Raw genomic sequence first — 22,845 nt, 5'->3', positions numbered from 1 at the left:
TTCTAAAATGAGAATTATTTAATGATCAGATCGACAAATTATTTCACTTAAAAAAAACGTAGAACAACCAAGCAGTTCAAAAGGTAAAAAAAGCGTCAAAAAAATAATTATCTAATTATCAAATTGACACATTTTCTAATTCCTCAAATTGCCACATTATCTAATTTAAAAATGAATCAAGATTATATAAAACCAGACAATTGGTCCATAATAGAAGAAGGATTTGATGTCGAAAGAGTAAAATCGTCCGAAAGTCTTTTTAGTATCGGAAACGGTGCTATGGGGCAGCGTGCGAATTTTGAAGAAGCATATTCTGGCGAAACATTCCAAGGAAGTTATATCGCAGGGATTTATTATCCAGATAAAACAAAAGTGGGCTGGTGGAAAAACGGTTATCCGAAATATTTCGCCAAAGTACTAAATGCACCAAACTGGATTGGAATTGATATTGAAATCAACGAAGAAAACCTTGATTTACACAATTGTACCGAAGTTAAAAATTTCCGTAGAGAATTGAATATGAAAGAAGGATGGTACAATCGTTCTTTTGAAGCTGTTCTTAAAAACGGAACTGAGATTGCGGTAAACATTCGTCGTTTTCTTTCCTTAGATTTAGACGAAGCTGGAGTGATCAAATACGATATTACACCTTTAAATAAAGATGCAAAAATCGTTTATAAACCCTATATCGACGCTGGTGTAACCAATGAAGATGCCAACTGGGAAGAAAAATTCTGGGAACCTTTGGAAGTTAAAAAAGGTACAAATGAAGCTTTTGTAACGGCTCAAACTTTCAAAACGCATTTTAAAGTAACGACTTTTATGCACAATACGATTTTGGCAAATGGAGAAAACATCAATGTTTCGCCATCAACAATCGATTCAACTGTAGATAAAGTTCAATATACGTACGGTACTATTATCGCAAAAGGACAAACCTCAACAATCCAAAAAATTGGAGGTTATACGGTTTCTTTAAACCACGAAAATACTTTGGCTGGAGCCGAAAAAGTAATCAAATCTGCGGTTGCCTTAGGATATGATACTTTGCTTCAAAATCAAATTGAGGCTTGGGCAAAAGTTTGGGAAATGTCAGATATTACCATTGAAGGAGATGTAAAAGCACAACAGGGAATTCGTTTCAACATTTTCCAATTAAACCAAACGTATTCAGGAAAAGATTCTCGTTTAAATATTGGTCCAAAAGGATTTACAGGAGAAAAATACGGCGGATCTACTTATTGGGACACTGAGGCTTATTGTATTCCGTTTTATATGGCAACAAAAGACCAGCAGGTTGCAAGAAACTTATTGACGTATCGTTACAATCAATTAGACAAAGCGATTGAAAATGCTAAGGATAATTTAGGTTTCAAAAACGGCGCAGCGTTGTATCCAATGGTTACCATGAATGGTGAAGAATGCCACAACGAATGGGAAATCACACACGAAGAAATCCATAGAAATGGTGCGATTGCTTTTGCAATTTACAACTATAACCGTTACACGGGCGATTACTCTTATATTCCAGAAAAAGGTTTAGAAGTTTTAATTGGTATTGCACGTTTCTGGCACCAAAGAGCTTCTTTCTCAAAAGATAAAAATCAGTACGTAATTCTTGGAGTTACTGGTCCAAACGAATACGAAAACAACATCAACAATAATTTCTATACCAATTATATTGCCAAATGGTGTATTGATTTTGCTTCAGAACAAATCGAAAAAGTAGCTTCAGAATATCCAGCAGATCACAAAAGAGTGATGGAGAAAGTTAATCTTTCATCTGAAGAAATCAAAGAATGGAAAAAAGTGGCAGACGATATGTACTTCCCTATTTCTGAAGAACTTGGAATCTACTTACAGCAAGATGGTTTCTTAGACAAAGATTTAGTTCCGGTAAAAGATTTAGATCGTTCACAACGCCCGATTAACCAAAAATGGTCTTGGGATCGTGTGTTGCGTTCGCCATACATCAAACAGGCAGACGTTTTACAAGGTTTTTATTTCTTCGAAGATCATTTCTCAAAAGAAGAATTAAAACGCAATTTCGAATTTTATGAATCATTTACCGTACACGAAAGTTCGCTTTCGCCTTGCGTGCACTCGATTCAAGCTGCAGCTTTAGATAAAATGGACATGGCATATACATTTTATTTAAGAACTTCTCGTCTGGATTTGGATGATTATAATAAAGAAGTGGAAGAAGGTTGTCATATCACGTCAATGGCCGGTACATGGATGAGTATCGTGGAAGGCTTTGGAGGAATGCGTGTTAAAAATGACCAGCTTCATTTCTCACCAAAAATTCCAAAAGAATGGAAAGGGTATTCTTTTAAAATTAATTTCAGAAATCAAATTTTAAAAGTAGCTGTAAATCACAATGAAACAACATTTACTATAGATGGCGATAAAGATTTAACAATTATCGTTAACGGAAAACCTGAAATTGCAAGTAAATTTGTACAAATAAATTAAATTACAATACACTAAAAATCTAAAAAACATGAAAAACTTATTTTTCGCAAGTTTAATTTTGTTTGCGTTCAGCACTGTTGCAAAAGCGCAGCAATTAAAATCACCCGAAGGCAAGTTCGTAATGGAATTTTCTCTTCAAAACGACGGAACTCCAACTTACAATTTAAAATACAAAAACAAAGAAGTTGTAAAAACCAGTAAATTGGGTCTTGAACTTAAAGATGACAAAAAATCTTTATTAAACGACTTTACAATTGCTGATACTAAAACTTCCACTTTTGACGAAACTTGGAAACCGGTTTGGGGAGAAGTAGATCACATTAGAAATCATTATAATGAGTTAGCGGTTACTTTAAATCAAAAAGGAACAGACAGACAAATTATTATCCGTTTCCGTTTATTCGAAGATGGACTTGGATTTAGATATGAATTCCCAGCACAAAAGAATCTTACTTATTTTGTAATTAAAGAAGAAAGATCTCAATTTGCTATGACTGGAGATCATACTGCTTTCTGGATTCCAGGAGATTATGATACTCAAGAATATGATTACACAAAATCGAAATTATCTGAAATTAGAGGATTATCTGAAAAAGCATATACAGCAAACGTTTCACAAAAATCTTTTTCGCCAACAGGAGTTCAGACTTCTTTGATGTTAAAAACAAACGACGGAATCTATATCAACTTACACGAAGCGGCTTTAATTGACTATTCTTGTATGCACTTGAATTTAGATGATAAAAACATGACTTTCACCTCTTGGTTAACTCCAGATGCAAAAGGAGATAAAGGTCATATGCAAGCACCAAATCATTCACCTTGGAGAACGATTATTGTAAGCGATGATGCTAGAGAAATCTTAGCTTCAAAAATGACTTATAACTTAAATGATCCATCAAAAATTGAAAATACTTCTTGGATTAAACCAGTAAAATACGTTGGTGTTTGGTGGGAAATGATTACAGGAAAAAGCTCTTGGTCATACACTAATGATTACCCAACAGTACAATTGGGAGTTACTGATTTCGCGAAAGCAAAACCAAACGGAACACACGGAGCAAACAATGCTAATGTGAAAAAATACATTGATTTTGCTGCACAGCACGGTTTTGATGCTGTTTTGGTTGAAGGCTGGAACGAAGGCTGGGAAGACTGGTTTGGACATTCTAAAGATTATGTTTTTGATTTCTTGACTCCATACCCAGATTTCGATGTAAAAGGTCTGCATGAATATGCAAAATCTAAAGGTGTAAAAATCATCATGCACCACGAAACTTCAGGATCTGTTCGTAACTACGAGCGCCACATGGATGCTGCTTACAAATTCATGAATGATAATGGATATGATGCTGTAAAAAGCGGTTACGTAGGTGATATTTTGCCAAGAGGCGAAAACCACTACAGCCAATGGATTGTAAACCATTATCAATACGCTATCGAAAAAGCAGCTGATTATAAAATTATGGTGAACGCTCACGAAGCAGTTCGTCCAACAGGAATTGCTAGAACGTATCCTAACTTAATTGGAAACGAAGCTGCAAGAGGAACAGAATACCAAGCTTTTGGAGGTTCTAAACCAAATCACGTTACCGTTTTACCATTTACACGTTTAATTGGTGGTCCAATGGATTATACTCCTGGGATTTTCGAAATGGATATTAGCAAAATGAATCCTGATAACAAATCGCATGTAAACAGTACAATTGCAAACCAATTGGCATTATACGTTACTATGTACAGCCCGTTGCAAATGGCTGCTGATACTCCAGAAAACTACAACCGTTTTCTAGATGCATTCCAATTCATTAAAGATGTGGCTGTAGACTGGTCAGAAAGTAAATATATTGAAGCTGAGCCAGGAGATTTTATCACTGTTGCTCGTAAAGCAAAGGGAACAAATAACTGGTTTGTTGGAAACGTAAACGGAGAAACGCCACGTACTTCAAACATCGATTTCGGTTTCCTTGAAAAAGGTAAAAAATATACCGCAACAATTTATGCTGATGCAAAAGATGCGCATTACAAAACTAATCCGCAGGCTTATACTATCAAAAAAATTGCTGTAACAAACAAATCAAAATTATCTCAGTTTTCTGCTCCAGGTGGAGGTTATGCGATAAGCATTATTGAAAACAAATAATTTTTAAAGACAAGTAATTAACCCCAAGATTACTTGTCTTTTTTTTAAATTGCAAAAAGCTTATCCTAACAGGTTTCAAAATCTGTTAGGCATAAATCATAATCCTACTTAAATCCGATTTAAATGAATTACAAATCAAGCTTTTTAATTATTTTAATAACACTTTTGACTCTTAACAGCTACTCTCAACAGAAAGTTGCAGCGAAATATGATTATTTATTATACGTGCCAAAAGACTATTCAAAAGAAAATAAAAAATATCCACTTGTAATTTATCTTCATGGCGGAGGGCAGAAAGGAAATGATTTAAATAAGCTCAAAACATACGGTTTACCTTATTTAGTTGAAAAAGGACAAAATTTTGATTTTATAATTGCTTCGCCTCAATGTCCAGATAATAAATACTGGTCGACAGAAAATTGGTTTGAAACATTATTTGCCGATTTAGAAGCAAAATATAGAATTGATAAAAGCAGAATTTACATTACCGGAATTAGCATGGGCGGTTACGGAGCTTACATTACAGCTCTAGACTTTCCTGACCAATTTGCTGCAGTTGTTGCGCTTTGCGGCGGAATTAACGACAGCGATTTAACGAGAGTTTGCAATCTTAGTAAAATTCCAATTTGGGCTTTTCATGGCACAGCCGATGATAAAATCCCATTTAGTGAAACGGAAAGAATTGCAAAAGGTCTTGAATCGTGTGAAACTAAGAATAAATTCAAGTTTACTCGTTTAGAAAATGAAGGACATGAGATTCAATATCTCTATGAAACAAATCCTGAAATTTATAAATGGATGCTTGAACAAAAGAAATAAAAATTACAAACTATGAAAAATCAAAAAACATCTATTATCTATAAATTAGCCTTATTGGTATTGTTGTTTTCCGCTTCCGCGAAAGCGCAAATTCAAAAAGTAGAACCGCCTTTCTGGTACGCTGGAATGAAAAATTCAGAACTGCAGATTATGTTCTACGGAAAAAACATTGCACAGTATGAAGCTTCGGTTTCAAACAATGTTGTAATTAAAAATGTAGAAAAAACAGAAAACCCGAACTATCTTTTCGTGACAATCGATACAAAAGACGTAAAAACTTCTGAATTGGTTTTCTCTTTCAAAAACAATAATAAAGTTGCCTTTAAACAAAAATATACTCTAAAAGAAAGAAGAGCAAATTCGGCAGACAGAAAAAGTTACGACGCATCTGATTTGATGTACTTAATCATGCCAGATCGTTTTGCTAACGGAAATCCTAAAAATGACAGCGACGCTTCTTTAACTGAAAAAGGAAACCGTCAAGATCCAAGCGGACGTCACGGCGGAGATATTGAAGGAATTATCAAAAACTTAGATTATATTTCTTCTCTTGGCGCGACTACAATCTGGAGCACGCCTTTATGTGAAGACAACGACAAACAGCATTCGTATCATACGTACGGACAATCGGATGTTTACAAAATTGATCCGCGTTACGGAACAAACGATGATTACGCTCGTTTATCGGCAGAAATGCACAAAAAGAACATGAAACTGGTTATGGATTATGTTACCAATCACTGGGGAATTACGCATTGGATGATGAAAGATATTCCAACCAAAACATGGTTCAATCAATTTGAAACTTTTACACAAACGCATCACAGACGTGAAGTAATTACAGATATTCACGCTTCTAAAATAGATCAGAAAGTTTGTGTTGACGGCTGGTTTGTGCCTTCAATGCCAGACTTAAATCTTAGAAATCCTTTGGTTGCAAAATATTTAACTCAAAATGCAATCTGGTGGATTGAATTTGCAAATCTTGATGGTTTCAGAGTAGATACTTATAACTACTCAGATAAAACTGCTATGGCAAATTGGGCAAAATCTATTACAGATGAATACCCTAATTTTAACATTGTAGGTGAAATCTGGATGCACAATCAAGCAAATTTAGCTTTTTGGCAGAAAGACAGTAAAATTGGTGCTATTGAAAACTACAATTCGAATCTTCCAAGTGTAATGGATTTTACGCTTCAAAGTCAGATTACTTCTGCCTTTAGTGAAGATGAGCCAAACTGGGATAGCGGATTGATTAAATTCTACAACAATTTTGCTATGGATTTTCTATATCCAAATACCAATAACATTTTGGTTTTTGCCGAAAATCATGACACGGATCGTATGAATGAAAAATTCAAATATGATTTACCAAAATACAAACTGGCAATGACTTTATTGGCAACAGTTCGTGGAATTCCGCAAATCTATTACGGTTCAGAGATCGGAATGGGTGGAGATAAAGGCAAAGGCGGAGATGCCGATATTCGTCAGGATTTTCCAGGCGGATGGGCTGGGGACAAAAACAATGCTTTCACCAAAGAAGGAAGAACTCCAGAACAAGCGGCTTACTTTGATTTCAGTGCAAAATTATTCAACTGGAGAAAAACAAACGAAGCGGTTCATTTCGGAAAAATGAAGCATTATATTCCAGAAAATAATACGTATGTGTATTTCAGATATACTGATAATAAAACGGTTATGGTGGTTTTCAATAACAATGCAAAAGAGCAGGTTGTAAAAACAAACCGCTTTAAAGAAAGCATCAAAAACTACAAATCAGGAAAAGATGTTATTTCAGGAAAAACATTCGATTTAGCTTCTGAAATTACTTTAGAACCAAAATCAGCTTTGGTTTTAGAATTGGAATAACAATGTTTTTTCTCTCGCAGATTTAGGAGATTGATTCGCCTGTTCGCTTACGCTCGAGTGAGCAGATAATTTTAAAAAAAAAATCTGCCAAATCTGCGAGAAACTATTTTTCCGCCACGAATTCACGAATTTTTATTCTCACAGATTTTAAAAAATAATTCGTGAATTCGTGGCTATTTTTTTCAACACAATCCATCCTAAAATATTCTAAAATAATGAAAAAATACACTTTCCTTTTTTTATCTTTAGTATACTTAACAATGAGTTGTTCTGGCTCAAAATCAGTTACAATGAATAACGAAAATACTTCGAAAACACCTTTCGTTTGGGAAGGGGCAAATGTTTATTTTTTACTTACAGACCGTTTTTACAATGGAGACACTTCCAACGACGTCAATTTCAATCGAACCAAAACTCCCGGAAAACTACGTGGATTTGAAGGTGGTGACATCATCGGAATTACCAAAAAAATAGAATCGGGATATTTTGAAAAATTAGGAATCAATGCCATTTGGCTTACGCCGATTGTCGAACAGATTCATGATGGCGTTGACGAAGGAACTGGATTGAGTTATGGCTTTCACGGTTATTGGGCAAAAGATTGGACAGCTCTCGATCCGAACTTTGGAACAAAAGAAGATTTAGCCAATCTGGTAAAAAAAGCACACGAAAAAGGCATCAGAATAATTCTGGATGGCGTAATTAATCATACAGGACCAGTAACTCCAGAAGATCCCGTTTGGCCTTCTGACTGGGTAAGAACTGGCGTAGTATGCGATTATAAATCTTTTGAAAATACTACGATGTGTACTTTGGTTGACAATCTTCCAGATATTAGAACTGAAAGTGTACAAGAAGTCGAACTCCCTCCTTTTTTAATAGAAAAATGGAAAAAAGAAGGCCGTTATGAAAAAGAAATTGCTTCGTTGAATGATTTCTTTAAAAGAACAGGATATCCAAGAACACCAAAATATTACATTATAAAATGGTTGACCGATTATATTCTGGAATTCGGAATTGACGGCTATCGCGCCGATACTGTAAAACATACCGAAGAAGGAGTTTGGGCAGACTTTAAAAAAGAATGTGATTATGCATTTGAGACTTGGAAAAAACATCATCCTTTGCAGGTTTTAGATCAGAATCCGTTTTATACTATTGCCGAAGTTTACGGTTACGGAATCAGCGGTGGGCAGGATTATGATTTTGGAGATCGAAAAGTAAATTATTTCCAAAATGGTTTCAATAGCATGATCAATTTTGAATTCAAATGGAATGCTGCTCAAAACGATTATGAAGGTTTATTTTCGAAATATTCTAACGCTTTAAACAATGACTTAAAAGGCTATTCTGTCCTTAATTATATGTCTTCTCACGACGACGGACAACCTTTTGATGCGAACCGAACAAAAAACATCGAAACAGCCAACAAACTATTGCTTTCGCCTGGAATGTCTCAGGTTTATTATGGTGATGAATCAAATCGTTCTTTAGTTGTTGAAGGGACTCAAGGCGATGCAACTCTACGTTCTAACATGAATTGGGAGGAGATTCAGAACAATCCTGAAACACAAAAAACACTTTTACACTGGCAGAAATTAGGTCAGTTTAGACGAAATCATCCTGCGGTTGGAGCTGGAGTTCATAAACTCATTAATCCGTATCCTTATACTTTTTCCAGAACGTTTATTAAAGGTTCCTTTACAGATAAAGTCGTGATGGGAGTAGATTTACCAAAAGGCAGAAAAGAGCTTCCTGTTGGCGATGTCTTCCCAAACGGAACAAAATTAAAAGATACTTATTCAAATCAGGAAGTCGAAGTAATTGATGGAAAAGTAATTATAGACAACGATTTTGATATTGTTTTACTAGAAGAGATTTAAACCAATAAATATTTTTTCTCTCGCAGATTTTGCAGATTCGGCGGATTTCTTTTTTAATTATCTGCTCCATCTCCTAAATCTGCGAGAGACATATAATTTACTACAGATTTTAAAATTCTTTTAATCCTAATAATCTGTGGCTAACATTTTTTTATAATATTTGCTCCCGATAGCTATCGGGATTGCGTAAAACTTTGCGACCTTTGCGGTTAGAAAAAAACATTGCAAAATGCTCAAAATTGCACATCGAGGCGCCAAAGCCTACGAACCTGAAAATACTTTACAAGCTTTTCAAAAGGCCTTAGACTTAAATTCTGACGGAATTGAACTAGATGTTCATCTAAGCGCTGACGGACATGTTATCGTAATTCATGACGAAACCATAGACAGAACCACCGATGGAAAAGGTCTTGTAAATGATTTTACTTTAGCTGAATTGAAATCTTTTTTAATTGATGGTAAATACCAAATTTCAACTCTAAACGAGGTTTTTGATTTGGTTGACAAAAAATGCTTCATCAATATCGAATTAAAAGGTTTAGGAACTGCCTCTAGAGTTGTTCCATTAATTGAAGAATATATCTTAGAAAAAGACTGGAAATACGAGCATTTTATCATTTCAAGTTTTGATTGGAATATGCTGGAGGAAACTTCAACTTTAAATTCAAATATCCCAATTGGTGTTTTAACTGAAGAAGATATAAATACTGCTTTGGCTTTCGCCGAAAAAATAAAAGCAAAAGCCATAAATCCTGATTTTAATTTATTGAATGAAGAAAATGTTCGACAAATTCAGGAAAAAGGATTCTTAGTTTTACCATGGACAGTAAACTCAGAAGAAGACATTCAAAAAGTAAAAAATTATAAAGTAAACGGAATTATCTCTGATAATCCAGATAAAATATAAAGTTTAAAATAGCCACGACTCGAGCGATAGCGAATAGGTGAAACAATTCACGAATTTTTATTGTCAAAGATTATCAAAAAATAATTCGTGAATTCTTGGCTAACAAAAAAAGCATGATCAAAAATTTCGACATAATCATCGTTGGCGGAGGCGCTGCAGGTTTTTTTACCGCGATTAATATTGCAGAGAAAAATCCGAAACTAAAAATTGCTATTTTAGAAAGAGGAAAAGAAGTACTTTCTAAAGTCCGCGTTTCTGGTGGCGGACGATGTAACGTTACGCACGCCTGTTTTGAACCCAACGAATTGGTAAAATTTTATCCCCGAGGCGAAAAAGAACTTCGCGGGCCTTTTCATCAATTTTGTTCTGGAGATACCATTGAATGGTTTGAAAAACACGGCGTAGAATTAAAAATTGAAGAAGATGGCAGAATGTTTCCTGTTTCTAATTCGTCACAAACCATTATTGATTGTTTCCTAAAAGCAACCGAAAAACTAGGTATAAAAGTTTTGACAGGACAAAGCGTTCAATCTATTTTCAAAAAAGAAAACCATTGGAAAATAGACACACAAAGCGACAATTATGCTGCCGAAAAATTAGTAATGGCAACCGGAAGCAACCCAAAAATTTGGGAAATGCTTCAGGAACACGGACACGCTGTTGTAAGTCCCGTTCCTTCCCTATTTACTTTCAACATCAAAGATTCTAGAATTAAAGAACTGCCAGGCGTTGCGGCACAAGTTACCGTAAATGTAAAAGATACTAAATTAGAATCTACAGGACCTTTGTTAATCACACATTGGGGAATGAGCGGCCCCGCAATTCTTAAACTTTCGGCTTGGGGCGCTCGTATTTTACACGATAAAAATTATCAGTTTACCATTTTCGTTAATTGGCTAAATGATGTTGATTTTGAAGATGCCGAAAAAATCCTAAAAGACTTAAAACAGGAACACGCTAAAAAAGCAGTTTCAAAAAAATCTCCATTTGACTTTCCGAATCGTTTATGGGAAAGTTTAGTTTTGGCTTCGGGAATTGAAGTTGAAACCAAATGGGCCGATTTATCTAAAATTCAATTGCAGAATCTAACTTCACAATTAACAAAAGCCGAATTTAAAGTAAACGGAAAAAGCACTTTTAAAGAAGAATTTGTAACGGCAGGCGGTATTGATTTAAAAGAAATCAATTTCAAAACCATGGAAAGTAAAATTCACGAAAATCTTTATTTTGCTGGCGAAATTGTAAATATCGACGCCATAACGGGAGGATTTAATTTTCAGAATGCCTGGACAAGCGGGTTTATTCTGGCTCAAAATATTTAATACAAAATGAAATTTAAAGGAATTATTTTCGATTTAGACGGCACATTAGTCAATTCTTTAGAAGACATCTCAGATGCGATGAACAAAGTGCTTACCGCTTTAAATTATCCTACACATACTTACGGAACATATCAATATTTTATTGGGAGCGGTTTACGAAATCTAGTAAGTAAAGCTTTACCTGCTACAAACAATTCTGATGATGAAATCGAAAGTTGTTTTGAATGTATGGTCGATGAATACACTAAAATCTGTACGCTGAAAACAAAACCTTATGAAGGCATTGTAGAATTGTTAGAAAATCTGACTTCTCAAAACATCAAAATGGCAGTTTTCTCTAACAAAGCAGATGAATTGACAAAGAAAATAGCTTATGAATTATTTCCAAAACAATTCGACACAGCTATTGGTTTAAGCACAGAAGAACTAAAAAAACCAAATCCGTTTGAAGCGATTGAAATCAGTAAAAAATGGAATTTAAAACCCGAAGAAATTCTTTTTGTCGGAGATTCTGATATTGACATGAAAACGGCTATAAATGCTAATATGTTTCCTGTGGGAGTAACTTGGGGCTACAGAACAGCAGATGAATTGAAATCTAGCGGTGCAAAAGCGGTTATTAATAATGCTTCGGAGTTAATCGAAATATTGTAAATCGTGAATGCTGAATTACAAAAACAAATACTATCAATCGCTTCGTTTTCTGAAAAAGAAATCGAAAAGATAGATTCTTGTTTTGAATATGAAAGGTTTACCGCTAAAGAATCTCTTTCTTCAATGGGAAAAATCAGCAATAAAATCTTTTTTGTTGTCGAAGGTCTAGCGCGGGTTTATTATTTAAAAGACGGAAAAGAAATTACGACTTATTTAAGTTGTGATGAGGGTTTTATCGCTTCATATTCCAGTTTTATAAATCAATCCGTTTCTTTTGAAAATATTCAGTGTATTGAAGATTGCGAAGTTCTTTCGATTACTTTCGAAAAAATGCAGTTTCTGTATAACGAAATTCCGAATTGGGAACGTGTTGGAAGAATTCTCGCCGAGCAGAATTACCTTTGTATGGCTGATCGCGTTTTAAAACTGCAAATGATTCCGGCAAAAGAAAAATACCAGACTTTTTTGGCATCGGCTCCAGCCAAAATAATTCAGCGAACGCCTTTAATTTATATCGCTTCCTTTCTCGGAATTACTCCAGAATCTTTGAGCAGAATCCGTCAGGACATTTCTTAACATTTATCAAGTGGATTAAGAATCTGAATTCGAATCTTTGTCAAAATAAAATTTGAAAAAGATGAAGAATATTGCCAAAGAAGTTTACCAGATTCCTTTATTTCCGCGCAACGCCATTAATTGTTACGTAATTGAAGATGTTTTAATCGATGCCGGAATTCGAACTTCTTCCAGTAAAATAGTAAAAGCAATTAAAGATAAATCCATTACAAAACACGCCTTGACGCACGCTCACGCCGATCATCAGGGAAGCAGTAAAATAATCTGCGAAACCTTTAATATTCCCCTTTTATGCAGTGAACCTGAAAAAGCATTTGCTGAAAACGGAAATGTAATTACAGAATACCCAAATCCGAATCATATCATTTCTAAATTTCAGAAAAACTTTTGGGCAGGAAAAGGACATCCCGTTTCTGAAACTTTAAAAGAAGGAGATCAGATCGGCGGATTCACGGTTATTGAAACTCCTGGACATTCAAGCGGACATATCTCTTTTTTCAGAGAAAAGGATGGCGTTTTAATTGTAGGCGATGTGATGACCAATATGAATCTTCTCACTACAAAAGTCGGTTTGCATGAACCTCCCCATTTATTTACTGCTAATAAAGAAACCAATAGAAAATCGATTCTCAAATTGGCATCATTACAACCTAAAATATTGTGTTTTGGTCACGGACCAGTTTTATTTAATAATGGAGAACTGGAAAAATTTATTCAAAACATGCGATAATTTTATTAACAAGAATTTACATATTCCGTAAGTTTTCATTAAGACAATTCTAATAATTTTACTCTCAACTAATTAATCCTATATGAGAGTAAAATTACTTACTACAATTTCTATTTTCACTTATCAGCTCAGCGTTTCTCAAACGGAAAAAGTATTAAACGGAAAAGTTTTTTCGCAAAACATTCCGCTTAATAAAGTAGAGGTGATTAACAAAACAGCTCGAATTAGTACCAGAACAAATGAGCTAGGCGAGTTTTCAATTTTAGTCCGTCCACAAGACAGCCTTCTTTTTTACTCCAAAGACTATTTCTTTAAAAGATTTAAAATTTCTCAGGAAAACATAGATCAAAATAACCTGGCTGTCAATATGATTTTGAAACCTGAAGAACTCGATGAAGTCTTAATTACAACTATAAAATTTCCTCATGTTGGTCCTACTCAAGAAGTTTCGGATTCGATTGCATTAATGAGATCTTCGCAAGATTTACGAAAATATACTGGCGTTTATGACGGTACTATTGCAAACGGAATGAATTTTGGCGCTATGGGAGCAGGCCTTTTTAGTTTGTTTAAAAAAGAAGATAGTGGCAACAAAAAACCTAAAAAGAAAACTCCTGAATTGGATTTCAAAACATTCGCCGAAGCAACTTGTCCTTTAGATTTTTTTACAAAAGATCTAAAATTAAATCCTGATGAAAAAGCTCTTTTCCTAGAATTTTGCGCAGCCGATCCGCAATCTGAAATTATTCTAAAACAGAAAAATTTACTTTATACAATGGATTTTTTATATGCTAAAAATGAAGAGTTTAAAAAATTGAATACTGGAATTAAAAACTAAAAAATCCGTAAATGAAAGTTGAATTACTCACTACAATTTCTTTTCTTACTTATCAGCTTAGTATTTCGCAGACAGAAAAACTACTTCACGGAAAGGTTATTTCTCGGGAAAATGCGCTTCAAAATGTAGAAGTCATTAATAAAACAGCCAAAACCAGCACGAGAACAAATGAATTTGGAGAATTTTCAATTTTAGTGAAAGAGCAAGACAGTATATTGTTTTTTTCCAATAATTACTTATTTACAAGATTGAAACTAACCGCAAAAGATCTAGAAAAAAACTATCTCATTGTCGAAATGACTCCAAAAGCTGAAGAATTGGAGAATGTTACAGTTTCTAGATCCGTTTTTAATAAAGCTGAAATTAAAAAAATCGCAAATGATAAAGAAGAAATAAATAAGATTATAATTCGAAAGAAATTTGACGAAGTCACTTCAAAAGTGACAGTTTATGACGGGAGGATCAAAAATGGATTAGATTTCAGTTACCCTATTTTTGATAAACCGAAGAAAAAAATTGAGCCACGTGATGACCGTTTTAAGAAACTCGTCATCGCTACTTGTCCTCCGGATTTTTTTATGAAGAATTTGAAAATAAAACCCGAAGAAAAAGAAATTTTCTTAAACTTTTGTAATGCCGATTCGAAATCTAAAACACTTTTAGAAAAATCAAATGATTTGGAATTGTTAGACTTTCTATATGCTAAAAATGAGGAATTTAAGAAGCTGAAATAGGCTTTTTCAGCTTCTTCCATTTTATAAAAAATGCAACAAAAGCAATTAATAAAATTAGTATTATTCCCGAAAGGATAACAATAATTATTTCAATTTGAGATATATAACCTGAATATATGTTCCCTTTGCTTTCTCTTAAAGCCCGAAGTTGAGAACCATAAATTTGAGCTCTTTCACTATAATAGTTAATTTCGTTCTGGGAACTATTAATCATTCTTTCTACAATTAAATCTCCCTCATAACCATATTTTCTGGCAGTCCTGTAAGTCTCAAGCGCACTGCTATTTTTTCCTAATAATTCTGCAAGATTTCCAAGTTCAAAGAGTAGAATTGAAATGATTTTATCTTTTGGCTCTATAAATGACATTCTTTCATTTACCTGAAAATAAATCGATTGTGCCAATTCATCAATCTCTTTTTGAGACAATTTTGTTTTAGGCTCATGTGACGTTCCAAAATTTGTATTAATTAGAAACTGACCAGAAACATCTTTTAGGTTCTTGATTTTTGCTTCTAATATTTTCAAGTGAAGCCATTCTGATCCTTTATGGGATTTGGGATTTATAGCAATAGACTTTTTAATCCAATTATAGGCTTTTTGGTTTTCGCCCATTAATTCATAAAGTGTCCCTAAATTAGATGCTGTCGAATATCTATTGGGTTTAATTTTTTCAATGTTCAGATATAATTTTAAAGCTTCATCATATTTCCTCAAAACAATTAAAAGATATCCTTTATCAGACAAATAATCTAGATCTTTGGTCTTCTTATATAAGCTGTCAAGTTCAATTATCAATCTTGGAAAATCTCCTTCGAAAAAATTGTGCCCTTGAGGATTAATTCCATCATAATCTTCATAAGCATAAGCTCCATTTTTTAGAATTTTCGTTTCACCATTCAAACAAGCGAACGCTTTAAAGGAAATTAAAACTAAAGCAATAACAAAAACCTTGAATCTATTCATAAAGCAATACGTCTTGATTAAACCGGAAACAAAGAAAAACTTGAAACAAAAAACTACTTATTCAGCCACCAAATACTAGCATTCAAAACTGTAGCAAATCCAACCCAAGCTAAATAGGGAATCAATAAATAACCTGAAGTTTTATTGATTTTGATAAATTTCAAATACGTTTCATAAATCATCAGCCATAAAAGCACGATTTCGACTAAAGCCAACATCGGGTTTTTTAATCCGAAGAATAAATAAGACCAAATGGCATTTAAAATCAATTGAATGATGAAGAAAAGCAGTGCTTTTTTAACTTCCTCAGTGTTTTCTTTTATTTGGTTCCAAACCAATGCTGCTGCAATTGCCATAAATATGTAAAGAACTGTCCAAACTGGCATAAAAATCCAATTCGGCGGATTAAAAACTGGTTTTTCCAACGTTACATACCAAGTCTCAATACTTGGTCTTGTTACTAAACTGGCAGAATATCCAACCGTTAAACAAATTACTAAAGCTATAGCGATTTTTACAAACTTATTCATGACATCAAATTTTGAATTCAAAAATAGTCAAAAGAAAAGTTTAAACCATATAGATAAAAAATTATCCCTTTAGGGCGAAAAAACTATCTTTGCCAAAATTTTACAATTCATGTTAACAGCAGCCGATTTTATACCAAATTCATATACTTCAGCAATCGAAAACGGAAACTTTGAATGGAGCGCTCCAAGCAACATTGCATTAGTGAAATACTGGGGGAAAAAAGACAACCAGATTCCAGCAAATCCTTCTGTTAGTTTTACTTTAAATAACTGTAAAACAATTACAAAATTAGGTTTTGAAAAAAGAGACGCTTCTACTTCGCTCAGCGAAACAAATGGTTTTTCTTTTGATTTACTTTTTGAAGGAAAACCAAAAGAAGACTTTAAACCAAAAATTCAGAAGTTTTTAGAAAGAGTTGAAGTTTATCTGCCGTTTTTGAAAGAATATCATTTTACAATTGACACTCAAAATACTTTCCCTCATAGTTCAGGAATTGCTTCTTCGGCTTCTGGAATGGCGGCTTTGGCAATGAATTTTATGAGTTTGGAGAGAAAATTGAATCCCGAAATGACCGATGATTATTTCTATCAAAAAGCTTCATTTCTAGCTCGATTAGGTTCTGGAAGCGCTTGCAGAAGTGTGAAAGGAAATGTGGTAGTTTGGGGAAATCAGGAAAATATTGAAGGAAGTACAGATTTATTTGGTGTTGAATTTCCATATGCTATTCATGAAAATTTCAAGAATTATCAAGATACTATTTTATTGGTTGACAAAGGCGAGAAACAAGTTTCGAGCACAGTTGGGCACGATTTAATGCACAACCATCCGTATGCTGAAAGACGTTTTGCGCAAGCACATGAAAATCTGGATAAATTAATTTCCATTTTTGAAAGTGGAAACTTAGACGAATTCATTAAAGTGGTAGAAAGTGAAGCATTGACATTACACGCCATGATGATGACCTCTATGCCGTACTTTATTTTGATGAAACCAAACACGCTACAGATCATAAATGCAATCTGGAAATTTAGAAATGAAACACAAATTCCAGTTTGTTTTACGCTAGATGCTGGAGCAAATGTGCACGTACTTTATCCCGAAAACGTTAGCGAAAAAGTACTTCAATTTATTCAGGACGAATTAGTTGTATTTTGTCAGAATAGTCAATACATTTGCGACAAAATTGGAAGTGGCGCGATTGCATTATAATTTTGCGTATCTTTAGTTAAATTTTTGATTATGGACATTCAATTAGAAAAACGCGAAGCGATTGATATGCTGAAAGAGACAAATGATCCAGAAATCATTATGGCTGTTGCTAAATTGCTTAGAACGAATAAAAAAGATTGGTGGGACGATTTGACAGATCAGCAAAAAGAAGACATCGCTCAAAGTGAATTAGAATTTGAGAGAGGTGAATTTACAAGTTTTGAAGAGGTCATGAAAAAATATAAATAAGTAGTGGATGTTAGAATAAACATTTCTAAAACTGCTGAAAAAAATTTAGCTTCACTTTTAGATTTTATTGAAGCAAGATGGTCTAAGAAATCGAGAGAGATATTTACTATAAAATTGCAGAAAGCAGTTTCAATAATAATTATGAATCCTGAGATTTTTCCAAAATCAGCTGTGAATAAAAAATATCGAAAATGTGTTATAACAAAGCAATCGAGCCTATTATATAGTTTTAGTGCAAACGAAATCAGGATTCACAACATTTTCGACACTAGACAAAACCCAAATAAAATAAAGAAAGACATAAAATAAATCATGAAAGGACCACTATTTTACTCAAAAATATTACTCTTTGGAGAATACGGAATTATCCGCGACTCTAAAGGACTTTCTATTCCTTATAACTTTTACAACGGCGCTTTAAAAAAATCTGAAGAGCCTACAGAAGAAGCCATTTCATCAAACAAAAGCTTAAGAAGTTTTGCTTCTTATCTTGAAGTGCTACATACGCAACAGCCTGAATTGGTTACTTTTGATTTAGAAGCTTTAAAAAATGATGTTGAAACTGGAATGTATTTCGATTCTAGTATTCCGCAGGGATATGGCGTTGGGAGCAGCGGTGCACTTGTAGCAGCTATTTACGATAAATATGCTACCAACAAAATCACTGTTCTGGAAAATCTGACTCGCGAAAAATTATTACACTTAAAAAATATATTTTCTCAAATGGAAAGCTTTTTCCACGGAAAAAGTTCTGGTTTAGATCCTTTAAATAGCTATTTGAGCATCCCAATCCTGATCAATTCGAAAGACAATATTGAAGCAACTGGAATTCCGACTCAAAGTTTTGACGGAAAAGGTGCTGTATTTTTGTTAGACTCAGGAATTGTTGGAGAAACTGCTCCAATGGTAAGTATTTTTATGGAAAACCTAAAAGATAAAGGTTTCCGTGCTATGCTTAAAAATCAGTTTGTGAAATATACAGATGCCTGCGTAGAAAACTTCCTGCATGGCGATATGACATCTTTGTTTACCAATACTAAAAAACTTTCTAAAGTTGTCTTAAATCATTTTAAACCAATGATTCCTGAACAATTTCACGGAATCTGGCAACACGGAATTGATTCTAACGATTATTACCTAAAACTTTGCGGTTCTGGAGGAGGCGGTTATATCCTTGGTTTTACCGAAGATCTAGAAAGAGCCAAAGCATCCTTAAAAGACTATAAATTAGAAGTAGTTTATCAATTTTAAAGTTAAACCTCTTAAAAATATTGTTGTGATTTATTGAATACCCTTTCCTAACATTTAATCTTAAAAAATTATTGCCTATGAAAAGTATTTTAAAGATTATCAAAGCAACTTTTTTAGGAGGAATTCTTTTTTTAGTGCCTTTAGTTGTACTATTAATTGTTTTGGAAAAAGGATATGGTATTGTACAAAAAACAACACTTCCGTTAGTAAGTGCTTTACCAAAAGTAAGCGTTTTAGGACTTGCAATTCAAGAACTTGTTGGATTATTAATCATAATTCTAATCTGTCTGGTTGCTGGATTATTGGCAAGAACTGCAGCGGCAGAAAAATTGGTTCAGAAATTAGAAGAAGGAATTTTAAGTTTTGTTCCCGGTTATTCATTTATGAAAAGCATAAATGAAAACATATTGGGTTTAGAATCTAAAGACGATTTAAAAGTAATATTAGTTCCTACTGATGCTGGTTTACAATTTGCTTTTTTAATAGAACAAATCAGTGATGAGAAATCTACAGTTTTTATACCAGATGCTCCAAACCCTTGGAGCGGGTCGGTGGTTTTTGTAGATAAAAAAGATATTACAGAAATCGATATTACGCAAAAACAAGCTTTGGCCTGCATTCGAAAATTAGGTTACGGATCTGAAGAATTGTTAAAAAACAAGCTCTAGTTTTCAGAATCAAAAAATATACTTTAACTTCCCTACATCAAATCAACTCCACTATATCATCTATGTTAAGCAGACAACAAAAACTTTTAGTAATGAAAATTGTTAGTCTGTTCTCTGTAGTTCGAGGTTACAATATTCCAATCATCGTTTTAGCCCAGTATTTATCAGCAATTTTTATATTGGCGCCAGAAATTAGAGCATTGGATATTTTGCTTGATTTTCACTTGTTTTTAATTGTTTTTGCTTCGGCTATTACAATCGCTTCAGGATATATCATCAATAATTTTTACGACAGTCAGAAGGATTTGATTAATCGTCCGAATAAATCGATGCTGGATCGTTTGGTTAGTCAGAAAACTAAATTGAACGTTTATTTCAGTTTGAATTTTCTTGCCGTTCTAATGGCTTTTATTGTTTCCTGGAGAGCTTTTTTGTTCTTTTCAGGTTATATTTTTATGATTTGGTTTTATTCTCATAAAATTAAAAAATATCCCATTATTGGAAATTTAATGTCTGCTTTGCTTGCTGTAACACCTTTTTTTGCCATTCTTTTATATTTCTATAATAAGATTTCGTTTGAAGAAATTGAGAATCATATGAGTCATTTTGTGGTGATTTCGGCACATGCGGTTTTCTTGTTTCTGCTTTTATTGATTCGCGAAATGATAAAAGATTTAGAAAACCTGAAAGGCGATTTAGTAAGCGACTATAGAACAATTCCAGTTTTATATGGAGAAAAAATTTCTAAGCAAATTATCACGGTTTTGACTTTGTCTACCATTTTACCTGTTTACGTTTTGGTTAACATTTATGATGTAGGCTATATGGACATTTATTTTTATGTGTGTTTTGGAGTTCTTCTTTTCTTCTTGATTTATTTATGGAAATCGGACTCTAAAGAACAATATTTAAGACTCCATAATGTTCTTAAGTTCCTGATTGTATCTGGCGTTTGCTGTATTGTTCTGATTAACCCGAGCGTCTTATGGCATGGTCGTGAATTGATTTCTAATTACTAAAGCTTTTTAATATCCCGCAGATCTGGCAGATTTAGCAGATTTTTTTCTTTGTGTGGCTCTGTGCAAACTTTGCGAATCTCTGTGAAATAACACTCTTTAAAAGAAGCCAATTGATTGTTTTTTAGCCCCGATTATAGTGGAAATCTTTTTATTTTTTTCTTTAAAAAATAAAAAATTGAAACGGAAAGCGGGAAACCATGCCTCAAAAAAAAGCCAATTGTATTGCTCCTAAACCTCTTAAAATAAAGCGCTATTAATCTAAGAACATTGAACTTAAGATTTATTAGCAGGAAAAAACTATCTTTGCACAAATTAATGATTCTATGAACAACAAGGAAGGCAACAATAAAAGAGGCGGATCGAGACCAAATAGCTCACGACCAAACTCTAACAAGCCAAAACCTCCTATGGCTAAGCGCGCGCAAGGGCCTAAAAAAGTAAAACCTGAAGTTAAAGCTGCTCAGGAAGCTGCTGCTGAAAAATTGAGAAAACAAAATCAGCCAGCAAAGAGACAAAAGGCTTCAGATGAAATTCGTCTAAACAAATACATCTCTAATTCTGGTGTTTGCTCTCGTCGTGACGCCGACATTTATATTCAGTCTGGAAACGTTAAAGTTAACGGTACTGTAGTTACTGAAATGGGTTATTTGGTAAAACTAAATGATGTTGTAAACTTTGACGGTGTTACATTGACTCCTGAAAAGAAAGAATATATTTTATTAAATAAGCCTAAAAACTTTACGACTGCTTTTGACGAAGGTCAAGAATATCGTAACGTTCTAGAACTTGTTCGTGGCGCTACAAATGCAAAAATTGCTGCTGTAGGAAGAATGGACAAGAATACAACTGGTTTATTATTGTTTACAAACGATACTGATATGATTCGTAAGTTTACATTGCCAAACCAGAAATCGTCTAAAATCTATCAGGTTTCTTTAGACAAAAACTTAAAATTTGAAGATTTAGAAAAAATCAGCAAAGGTTTAGTTCTTGACGGACACCGCGTTTTTGTTGAAGAAGTAAGCTATATTGATAATGAACCAAAAAGCGAAGTTGGTCTTAAACTGCGTACTGCTAACGTAAAAGTGGTGCGTTCAATTTTTGAATCTTTCGAATACAATGTATTGCGTATTGACCGTGTTTCGTTTGCTGGATTAACCAAAAAGAATCTTCCTCGTGGAAACTGGCGCTTTTTGACCGATCAAGAAGTTATCAATTTGAAAAACACATAAGCATTTTTCAAATTTAAGTCATAAATGAATCCTGTTTTCTTCTAGAAAATGGGATTTTTTATTTTTAAAAACTAAAGAAATTATGTCCGAAAAGGGTAAAAATAGATCTTCCGATAGATTGGTTTTTATCTTCTACAGTTTCGTAAGATGAAAAACCTAGGATGATTTTAATTCCGGGAGGAATGCTGTTTAAAATATCTCTTTTTTGGTCTTCTAAAAGGAGTTTTAAACTTTCTATTAATTGAAGATTGTATCTTAAATAAGACATTACAAGTAATGCTGAAAAGTTAAGTATTTCTCTGGCTGTTTCGCTTTTGATACCAACTTCGTTTGAAACCATTTCTGAAATTCTGCCTTTTTTGTTGGAGAATAATTCTTTCAGTAAAGCATTTCCTTCTATGCGGTAACAGTCGTCGACTGATAAAATTCTGCCTGCATTAAAGTCTATTTCTTGGTAAAAAGTAGAATCTTCTTGGATTAATGAAACGATTTCAGAATAAAAATCAGATTCTTCGGCTTTGTTGTAGAGTCCCATTAAAATTGTACCGATCGAGACGTCTATTCCCTTTATTAAAAGTGCATCATTCTCAAAATAAAACTTGTTTAACTTGGAGACAACATTAGAAGAAATAAAGCGTCTAAGTTCAATTTGTAGGTTTGGGGTCATACTCATAACTTAAAAAATAATTATTTATACTGATTTAAAATAATCGATAAAATGAGGCTTTTTATCGTTTATCGAGATAAAAATATAAAAAATTTTAAC

22 protein-coding genes are annotated in these 22,845 nt (G+C 33.6%); 19 read left to right on the top strand and 3 right to left on the bottom strand.

From position 1 onward, the window contains the following. The first annotated feature begins 171 nt into the window (after positions 1–171). The 12 genes from QLQ95_RS10370 to QLQ95_RS10315 all read left to right on the top strand — a co-directional run bounded on the left by QLQ95_RS10370 (position 172) and on the right by QLQ95_RS10315 (position 14,956). Complete coding sequence (locus QLQ95_RS10370; RefSeq protein ID WP_482503711.1) at positions 172–2,475, top strand: glycoside hydrolase family 65 protein; 2,304 nt, start codon at positions 172–174, stop codon at positions 2,473–2,475. Between the two features lie 28 nt (positions 2,476–2,503). Then, entirely contained in the window at positions 2,504–4,618 is a 2,115-nt protein-coding gene (locus tag QLQ95_RS10365) for a glycoside hydrolase family 97 protein (RefSeq protein WP_482503709.1), read from the top strand. Between the two features lie 123 nt (positions 4,619–4,741). Beyond that, positions 4,742–5,437 carry a carboxylesterase family protein gene (locus QLQ95_RS10360; protein ID WP_320493458.1) on the top strand — a complete coding sequence of 232 codons (696 nt, stop codon included), beginning with the start codon at positions 4,742–4,744 and terminating at the stop codon, positions 5,435–5,437. A 12-nt stretch (positions 5,438–5,449) separates the two neighbouring features. Next, on the top strand, positions 5,450–7,312 hold the full coding sequence (locus QLQ95_RS10355; protein ID WP_482503707.1) for a glycoside hydrolase family 13 protein: 1,863 nt from the start codon (positions 5,450–5,452) through the stop codon (positions 7,310–7,312). A gap of 215 nt (positions 7,313–7,527) precedes the next feature. Next, on the top strand, positions 7,528–9,195 hold the full coding sequence (locus tag QLQ95_RS10350; RefSeq protein WP_320493460.1) for an alpha-amylase family glycosyl hydrolase: 1,668 nt from the start codon (positions 7,528–7,530) through the stop codon (positions 9,193–9,195). A 229-nt stretch (positions 9,196–9,424) separates the two neighbouring features. Continuing rightward, a complete protein-coding gene (locus QLQ95_RS10345) occupies positions 9,425–10,102 on the top strand; it encodes a glycerophosphodiester phosphodiesterase (protein WP_482503705.1) in 678 nt (225 codons plus the stop codon). Positions 10,103–10,215: 113 nt separating this feature from the next. After that, positions 10,216–11,424, top strand: a complete 1,209-nt coding sequence (locus QLQ95_RS10340) for a BaiN/RdsA family NAD(P)/FAD-dependent oxidoreductase (RefSeq protein WP_482503703.1) — start codon at positions 10,216–10,218, stop codon at positions 11,422–11,424. A 6-nt stretch (positions 11,425–11,430) separates the two neighbouring features. Beyond that, positions 11,431–12,078, top strand: coding sequence for an HAD family hydrolase (locus QLQ95_RS10335; protein ID WP_482503701.1), 648 nt, complete (start codon positions 11,431–11,433; stop codon positions 12,076–12,078). 3 nt (positions 12,079–12,081) lie between these two features. Further along, entirely contained in the window at positions 12,082–12,654 is a 573-nt protein-coding gene (locus tag QLQ95_RS10330) for a Crp/Fnr family transcriptional regulator (RefSeq protein WP_482503699.1), read from the top strand. 61 nt (positions 12,655–12,715) lie between these two features. Beyond that, positions 12,716–13,384: an MBL fold metallo-hydrolase gene (locus QLQ95_RS10325; protein ID WP_482503697.1), complete on the top strand. Its 669-nt coding sequence runs from the start codon at positions 12,716–12,718 to the stop codon at positions 13,382–13,384. An 82-nt stretch (positions 13,385–13,466) separates the two neighbouring features. Beyond that, a complete protein-coding gene (locus QLQ95_RS10320; RefSeq protein ID WP_482503695.1) occupies positions 13,467–14,222 on the top strand; it encodes a hypothetical protein in 756 nt (251 codons plus the stop codon). 11 nt (positions 14,223–14,233) lie between these two features. Continuing rightward, complete coding sequence (locus tag QLQ95_RS10315; RefSeq protein WP_482503693.1) at positions 14,234–14,956, top strand: hypothetical protein; 723 nt, start codon at positions 14,234–14,236, stop codon at positions 14,954–14,956. Here QLQ95_RS10315 and QLQ95_RS10310 read toward each other — a convergent pair. Further along, complete coding sequence (locus tag QLQ95_RS10310; RefSeq protein WP_482503692.1) at positions 14,940–15,920, bottom strand: tetratricopeptide repeat protein; 981 nt, start codon at positions 15,918–15,920, stop codon at positions 14,940–14,942. The two genes, QLQ95_RS10315 and QLQ95_RS10310, sit on opposite strands and share 17 nt — an antisense overlap. Before the next feature lie 53 nt (positions 15,921–15,973). Continuing rightward, the gene (locus tag QLQ95_RS10305) at positions 15,974–16,450 is read right to left on the bottom strand and encodes a TspO/MBR family protein (RefSeq protein ID WP_482503690.1); all 477 of its coding nucleotides are present in this window, start codon (positions 16,448–16,450) and stop codon (positions 15,974–15,976) included. Between the two features lie 109 nt (positions 16,451–16,559). On the opposite strand from QLQ95_RS10305, the gene QLQ95_RS10300 reads away from it, so the two are divergent. The 7 genes from QLQ95_RS10300 (at position 16,560) to QLQ95_RS10270 (ending at position 22,079) form a co-directional block, all read left to right on the top strand. Beyond that, complete coding sequence (locus tag QLQ95_RS10300) at positions 16,560–17,660, top strand: diphosphomevalonate decarboxylase (RefSeq protein ID WP_482503688.1); 1,101 nt, start codon at positions 16,560–16,562, stop codon at positions 17,658–17,660. 30 nt (positions 17,661–17,690) lie between these two features. Next, a complete protein-coding gene (locus QLQ95_RS10295) occupies positions 17,691–17,909 on the top strand; it encodes a hypothetical protein (RefSeq protein WP_320493471.1) in 219 nt (72 codons plus the stop codon). A gap of 3 nt (positions 17,910–17,912) precedes the next feature. Then, the gene (locus QLQ95_RS10290) at positions 17,913–18,218 is read left to right on the top strand and encodes a type II toxin-antitoxin system RelE/ParE family toxin (RefSeq protein WP_341850033.1); all 306 of its coding nucleotides are present in this window, start codon (positions 17,913–17,915) and stop codon (positions 18,216–18,218) included. Between the two features lie 3 nt (positions 18,219–18,221). Further along, on the top strand, positions 18,222–19,160 hold the full coding sequence (locus QLQ95_RS10285; protein ID WP_250834341.1) for a mevalonate kinase family protein: 939 nt from the start codon (positions 18,222–18,224) through the stop codon (positions 19,158–19,160). Positions 19,161–19,237: 77 nt separating this feature from the next. Continuing rightward, positions 19,238–19,828 carry a DUF502 domain-containing protein gene (locus QLQ95_RS10280; protein ID WP_482503685.1) on the top strand — a complete coding sequence of 197 codons (591 nt, stop codon included), beginning with the start codon at positions 19,238–19,240 and terminating at the stop codon, positions 19,826–19,828. Between the two features lie 62 nt (positions 19,829–19,890). Further along, positions 19,891–20,847 carry a geranylgeranylglycerol-phosphate geranylgeranyltransferase gene (locus QLQ95_RS10275; protein ID WP_320493472.1) on the top strand — a complete coding sequence of 319 codons (957 nt, stop codon included), beginning with the start codon at positions 19,891–19,893 and terminating at the stop codon, positions 20,845–20,847. Positions 20,848–21,170: 323 nt separating this feature from the next. Next, positions 21,171–22,079, top strand: a complete 909-nt coding sequence (locus tag QLQ95_RS10270) for a pseudouridine synthase (protein WP_095928172.1) — start codon at positions 21,171–21,173, stop codon at positions 22,077–22,079. Between the two features lie 64 nt (positions 22,080–22,143). Here the strand turns inward: QLQ95_RS10270 and QLQ95_RS10265 are convergent, their stop codons facing one another. Then, the gene (locus tag QLQ95_RS10265; RefSeq protein ID WP_095928173.1) at positions 22,144–22,746 is read right to left on the bottom strand and encodes a DUF937 domain-containing protein; all 603 of its coding nucleotides are present in this window, start codon (positions 22,744–22,746) and stop codon (positions 22,144–22,146) included. Positions 22,747–22,845 lie beyond the last annotated feature (99 nt).

Source organism: Flavobacterium sp. B330r (assembly GCF_056824325.1).
This window is presented reverse-complemented; position numbering and strand designations above follow the sequence as displayed.

Coding starts and splice junctions, on each gene's coding strand:
- QLQ95_RS10370 (WP_482503711.1), top strand. CDS start 172: ATGAATCAAGATTATATAAAACCAGACAATTGGTCCATAATAGAAGAA.
- QLQ95_RS10365 (WP_482503709.1), top strand. CDS start 2,504: ATGAAAAACTTATTTTTCGCAAGTTTAATTTTGTTTGCGTTCAGCACT.
- QLQ95_RS10360 (WP_320493458.1), top strand. CDS start 4,742: ATGAATTACAAATCAAGCTTTTTAATTATTTTAATAACACTTTTGACT.
- QLQ95_RS10355 (WP_482503707.1), top strand. CDS start 5,450: ATGAAAAATCAAAAAACATCTATTATCTATAAATTAGCCTTATTGGTA.
- QLQ95_RS10350 (WP_320493460.1), top strand. CDS start 7,528: ATGAAAAAATACACTTTCCTTTTTTTATCTTTAGTATACTTAACAATG.
- QLQ95_RS10345 (WP_482503705.1), top strand. CDS start 9,425: ATGCTCAAAATTGCACATCGAGGCGCCAAAGCCTACGAACCTGAAAAT.
- QLQ95_RS10340 (WP_482503703.1), top strand. CDS start 10,216: ATGATCAAAAATTTCGACATAATCATCGTTGGCGGAGGCGCTGCAGGT.
- QLQ95_RS10335 (WP_482503701.1), top strand. CDS start 11,431: ATGAAATTTAAAGGAATTATTTTCGATTTAGACGGCACATTAGTCAAT.
- QLQ95_RS10325 (WP_482503697.1), top strand. CDS start 12,716: ATGAAGAATATTGCCAAAGAAGTTTACCAGATTCCTTTATTTCCGCGC.
- QLQ95_RS10320 (WP_482503695.1), top strand. CDS start 13,467: ATGAGAGTAAAATTACTTACTACAATTTCTATTTTCACTTATCAGCTC.
- QLQ95_RS10315 (WP_482503693.1), top strand. CDS start 14,234: ATGAAAGTTGAATTACTCACTACAATTTCTTTTCTTACTTATCAGCTT.
- QLQ95_RS10310 (WP_482503692.1), bottom strand. CDS start 15,920: ATGAATAGATTCAAGGTTTTTGTTATTGCTTTAGTTTTAATTTCCTTT.
- QLQ95_RS10305 (WP_482503690.1), bottom strand. CDS start 16,450: ATGAATAAGTTTGTAAAAATCGCTATAGCTTTAGTAATTTGTTTAACG.
- QLQ95_RS10300 (WP_482503688.1), top strand. CDS start 16,560: ATGTTAACAGCAGCCGATTTTATACCAAATTCATATACTTCAGCAATC.
- QLQ95_RS10295 (WP_320493471.1), top strand. CDS start 17,691: ATGGACATTCAATTAGAAAAACGCGAAGCGATTGATATGCTGAAAGAG.
- QLQ95_RS10285 (WP_250834341.1), top strand. CDS start 18,222: ATGAAAGGACCACTATTTTACTCAAAAATATTACTCTTTGGAGAATAC.
- QLQ95_RS10280 (WP_482503685.1), top strand. CDS start 19,238: ATGAAAAGTATTTTAAAGATTATCAAAGCAACTTTTTTAGGAGGAATT.
- QLQ95_RS10275 (WP_320493472.1), top strand. CDS start 19,891: ATGTTAAGCAGACAACAAAAACTTTTAGTAATGAAAATTGTTAGTCTG.
- QLQ95_RS10270 (WP_095928172.1), top strand. CDS start 21,171: ATGAACAACAAGGAAGGCAACAATAAAAGAGGCGGATCGAGACCAAAT.
- QLQ95_RS10265 (WP_095928173.1), bottom strand. CDS start 22,746: ATGACCCCAAACCTACAAATTGAACTTAGACGCTTTATTTCTTCTAAT.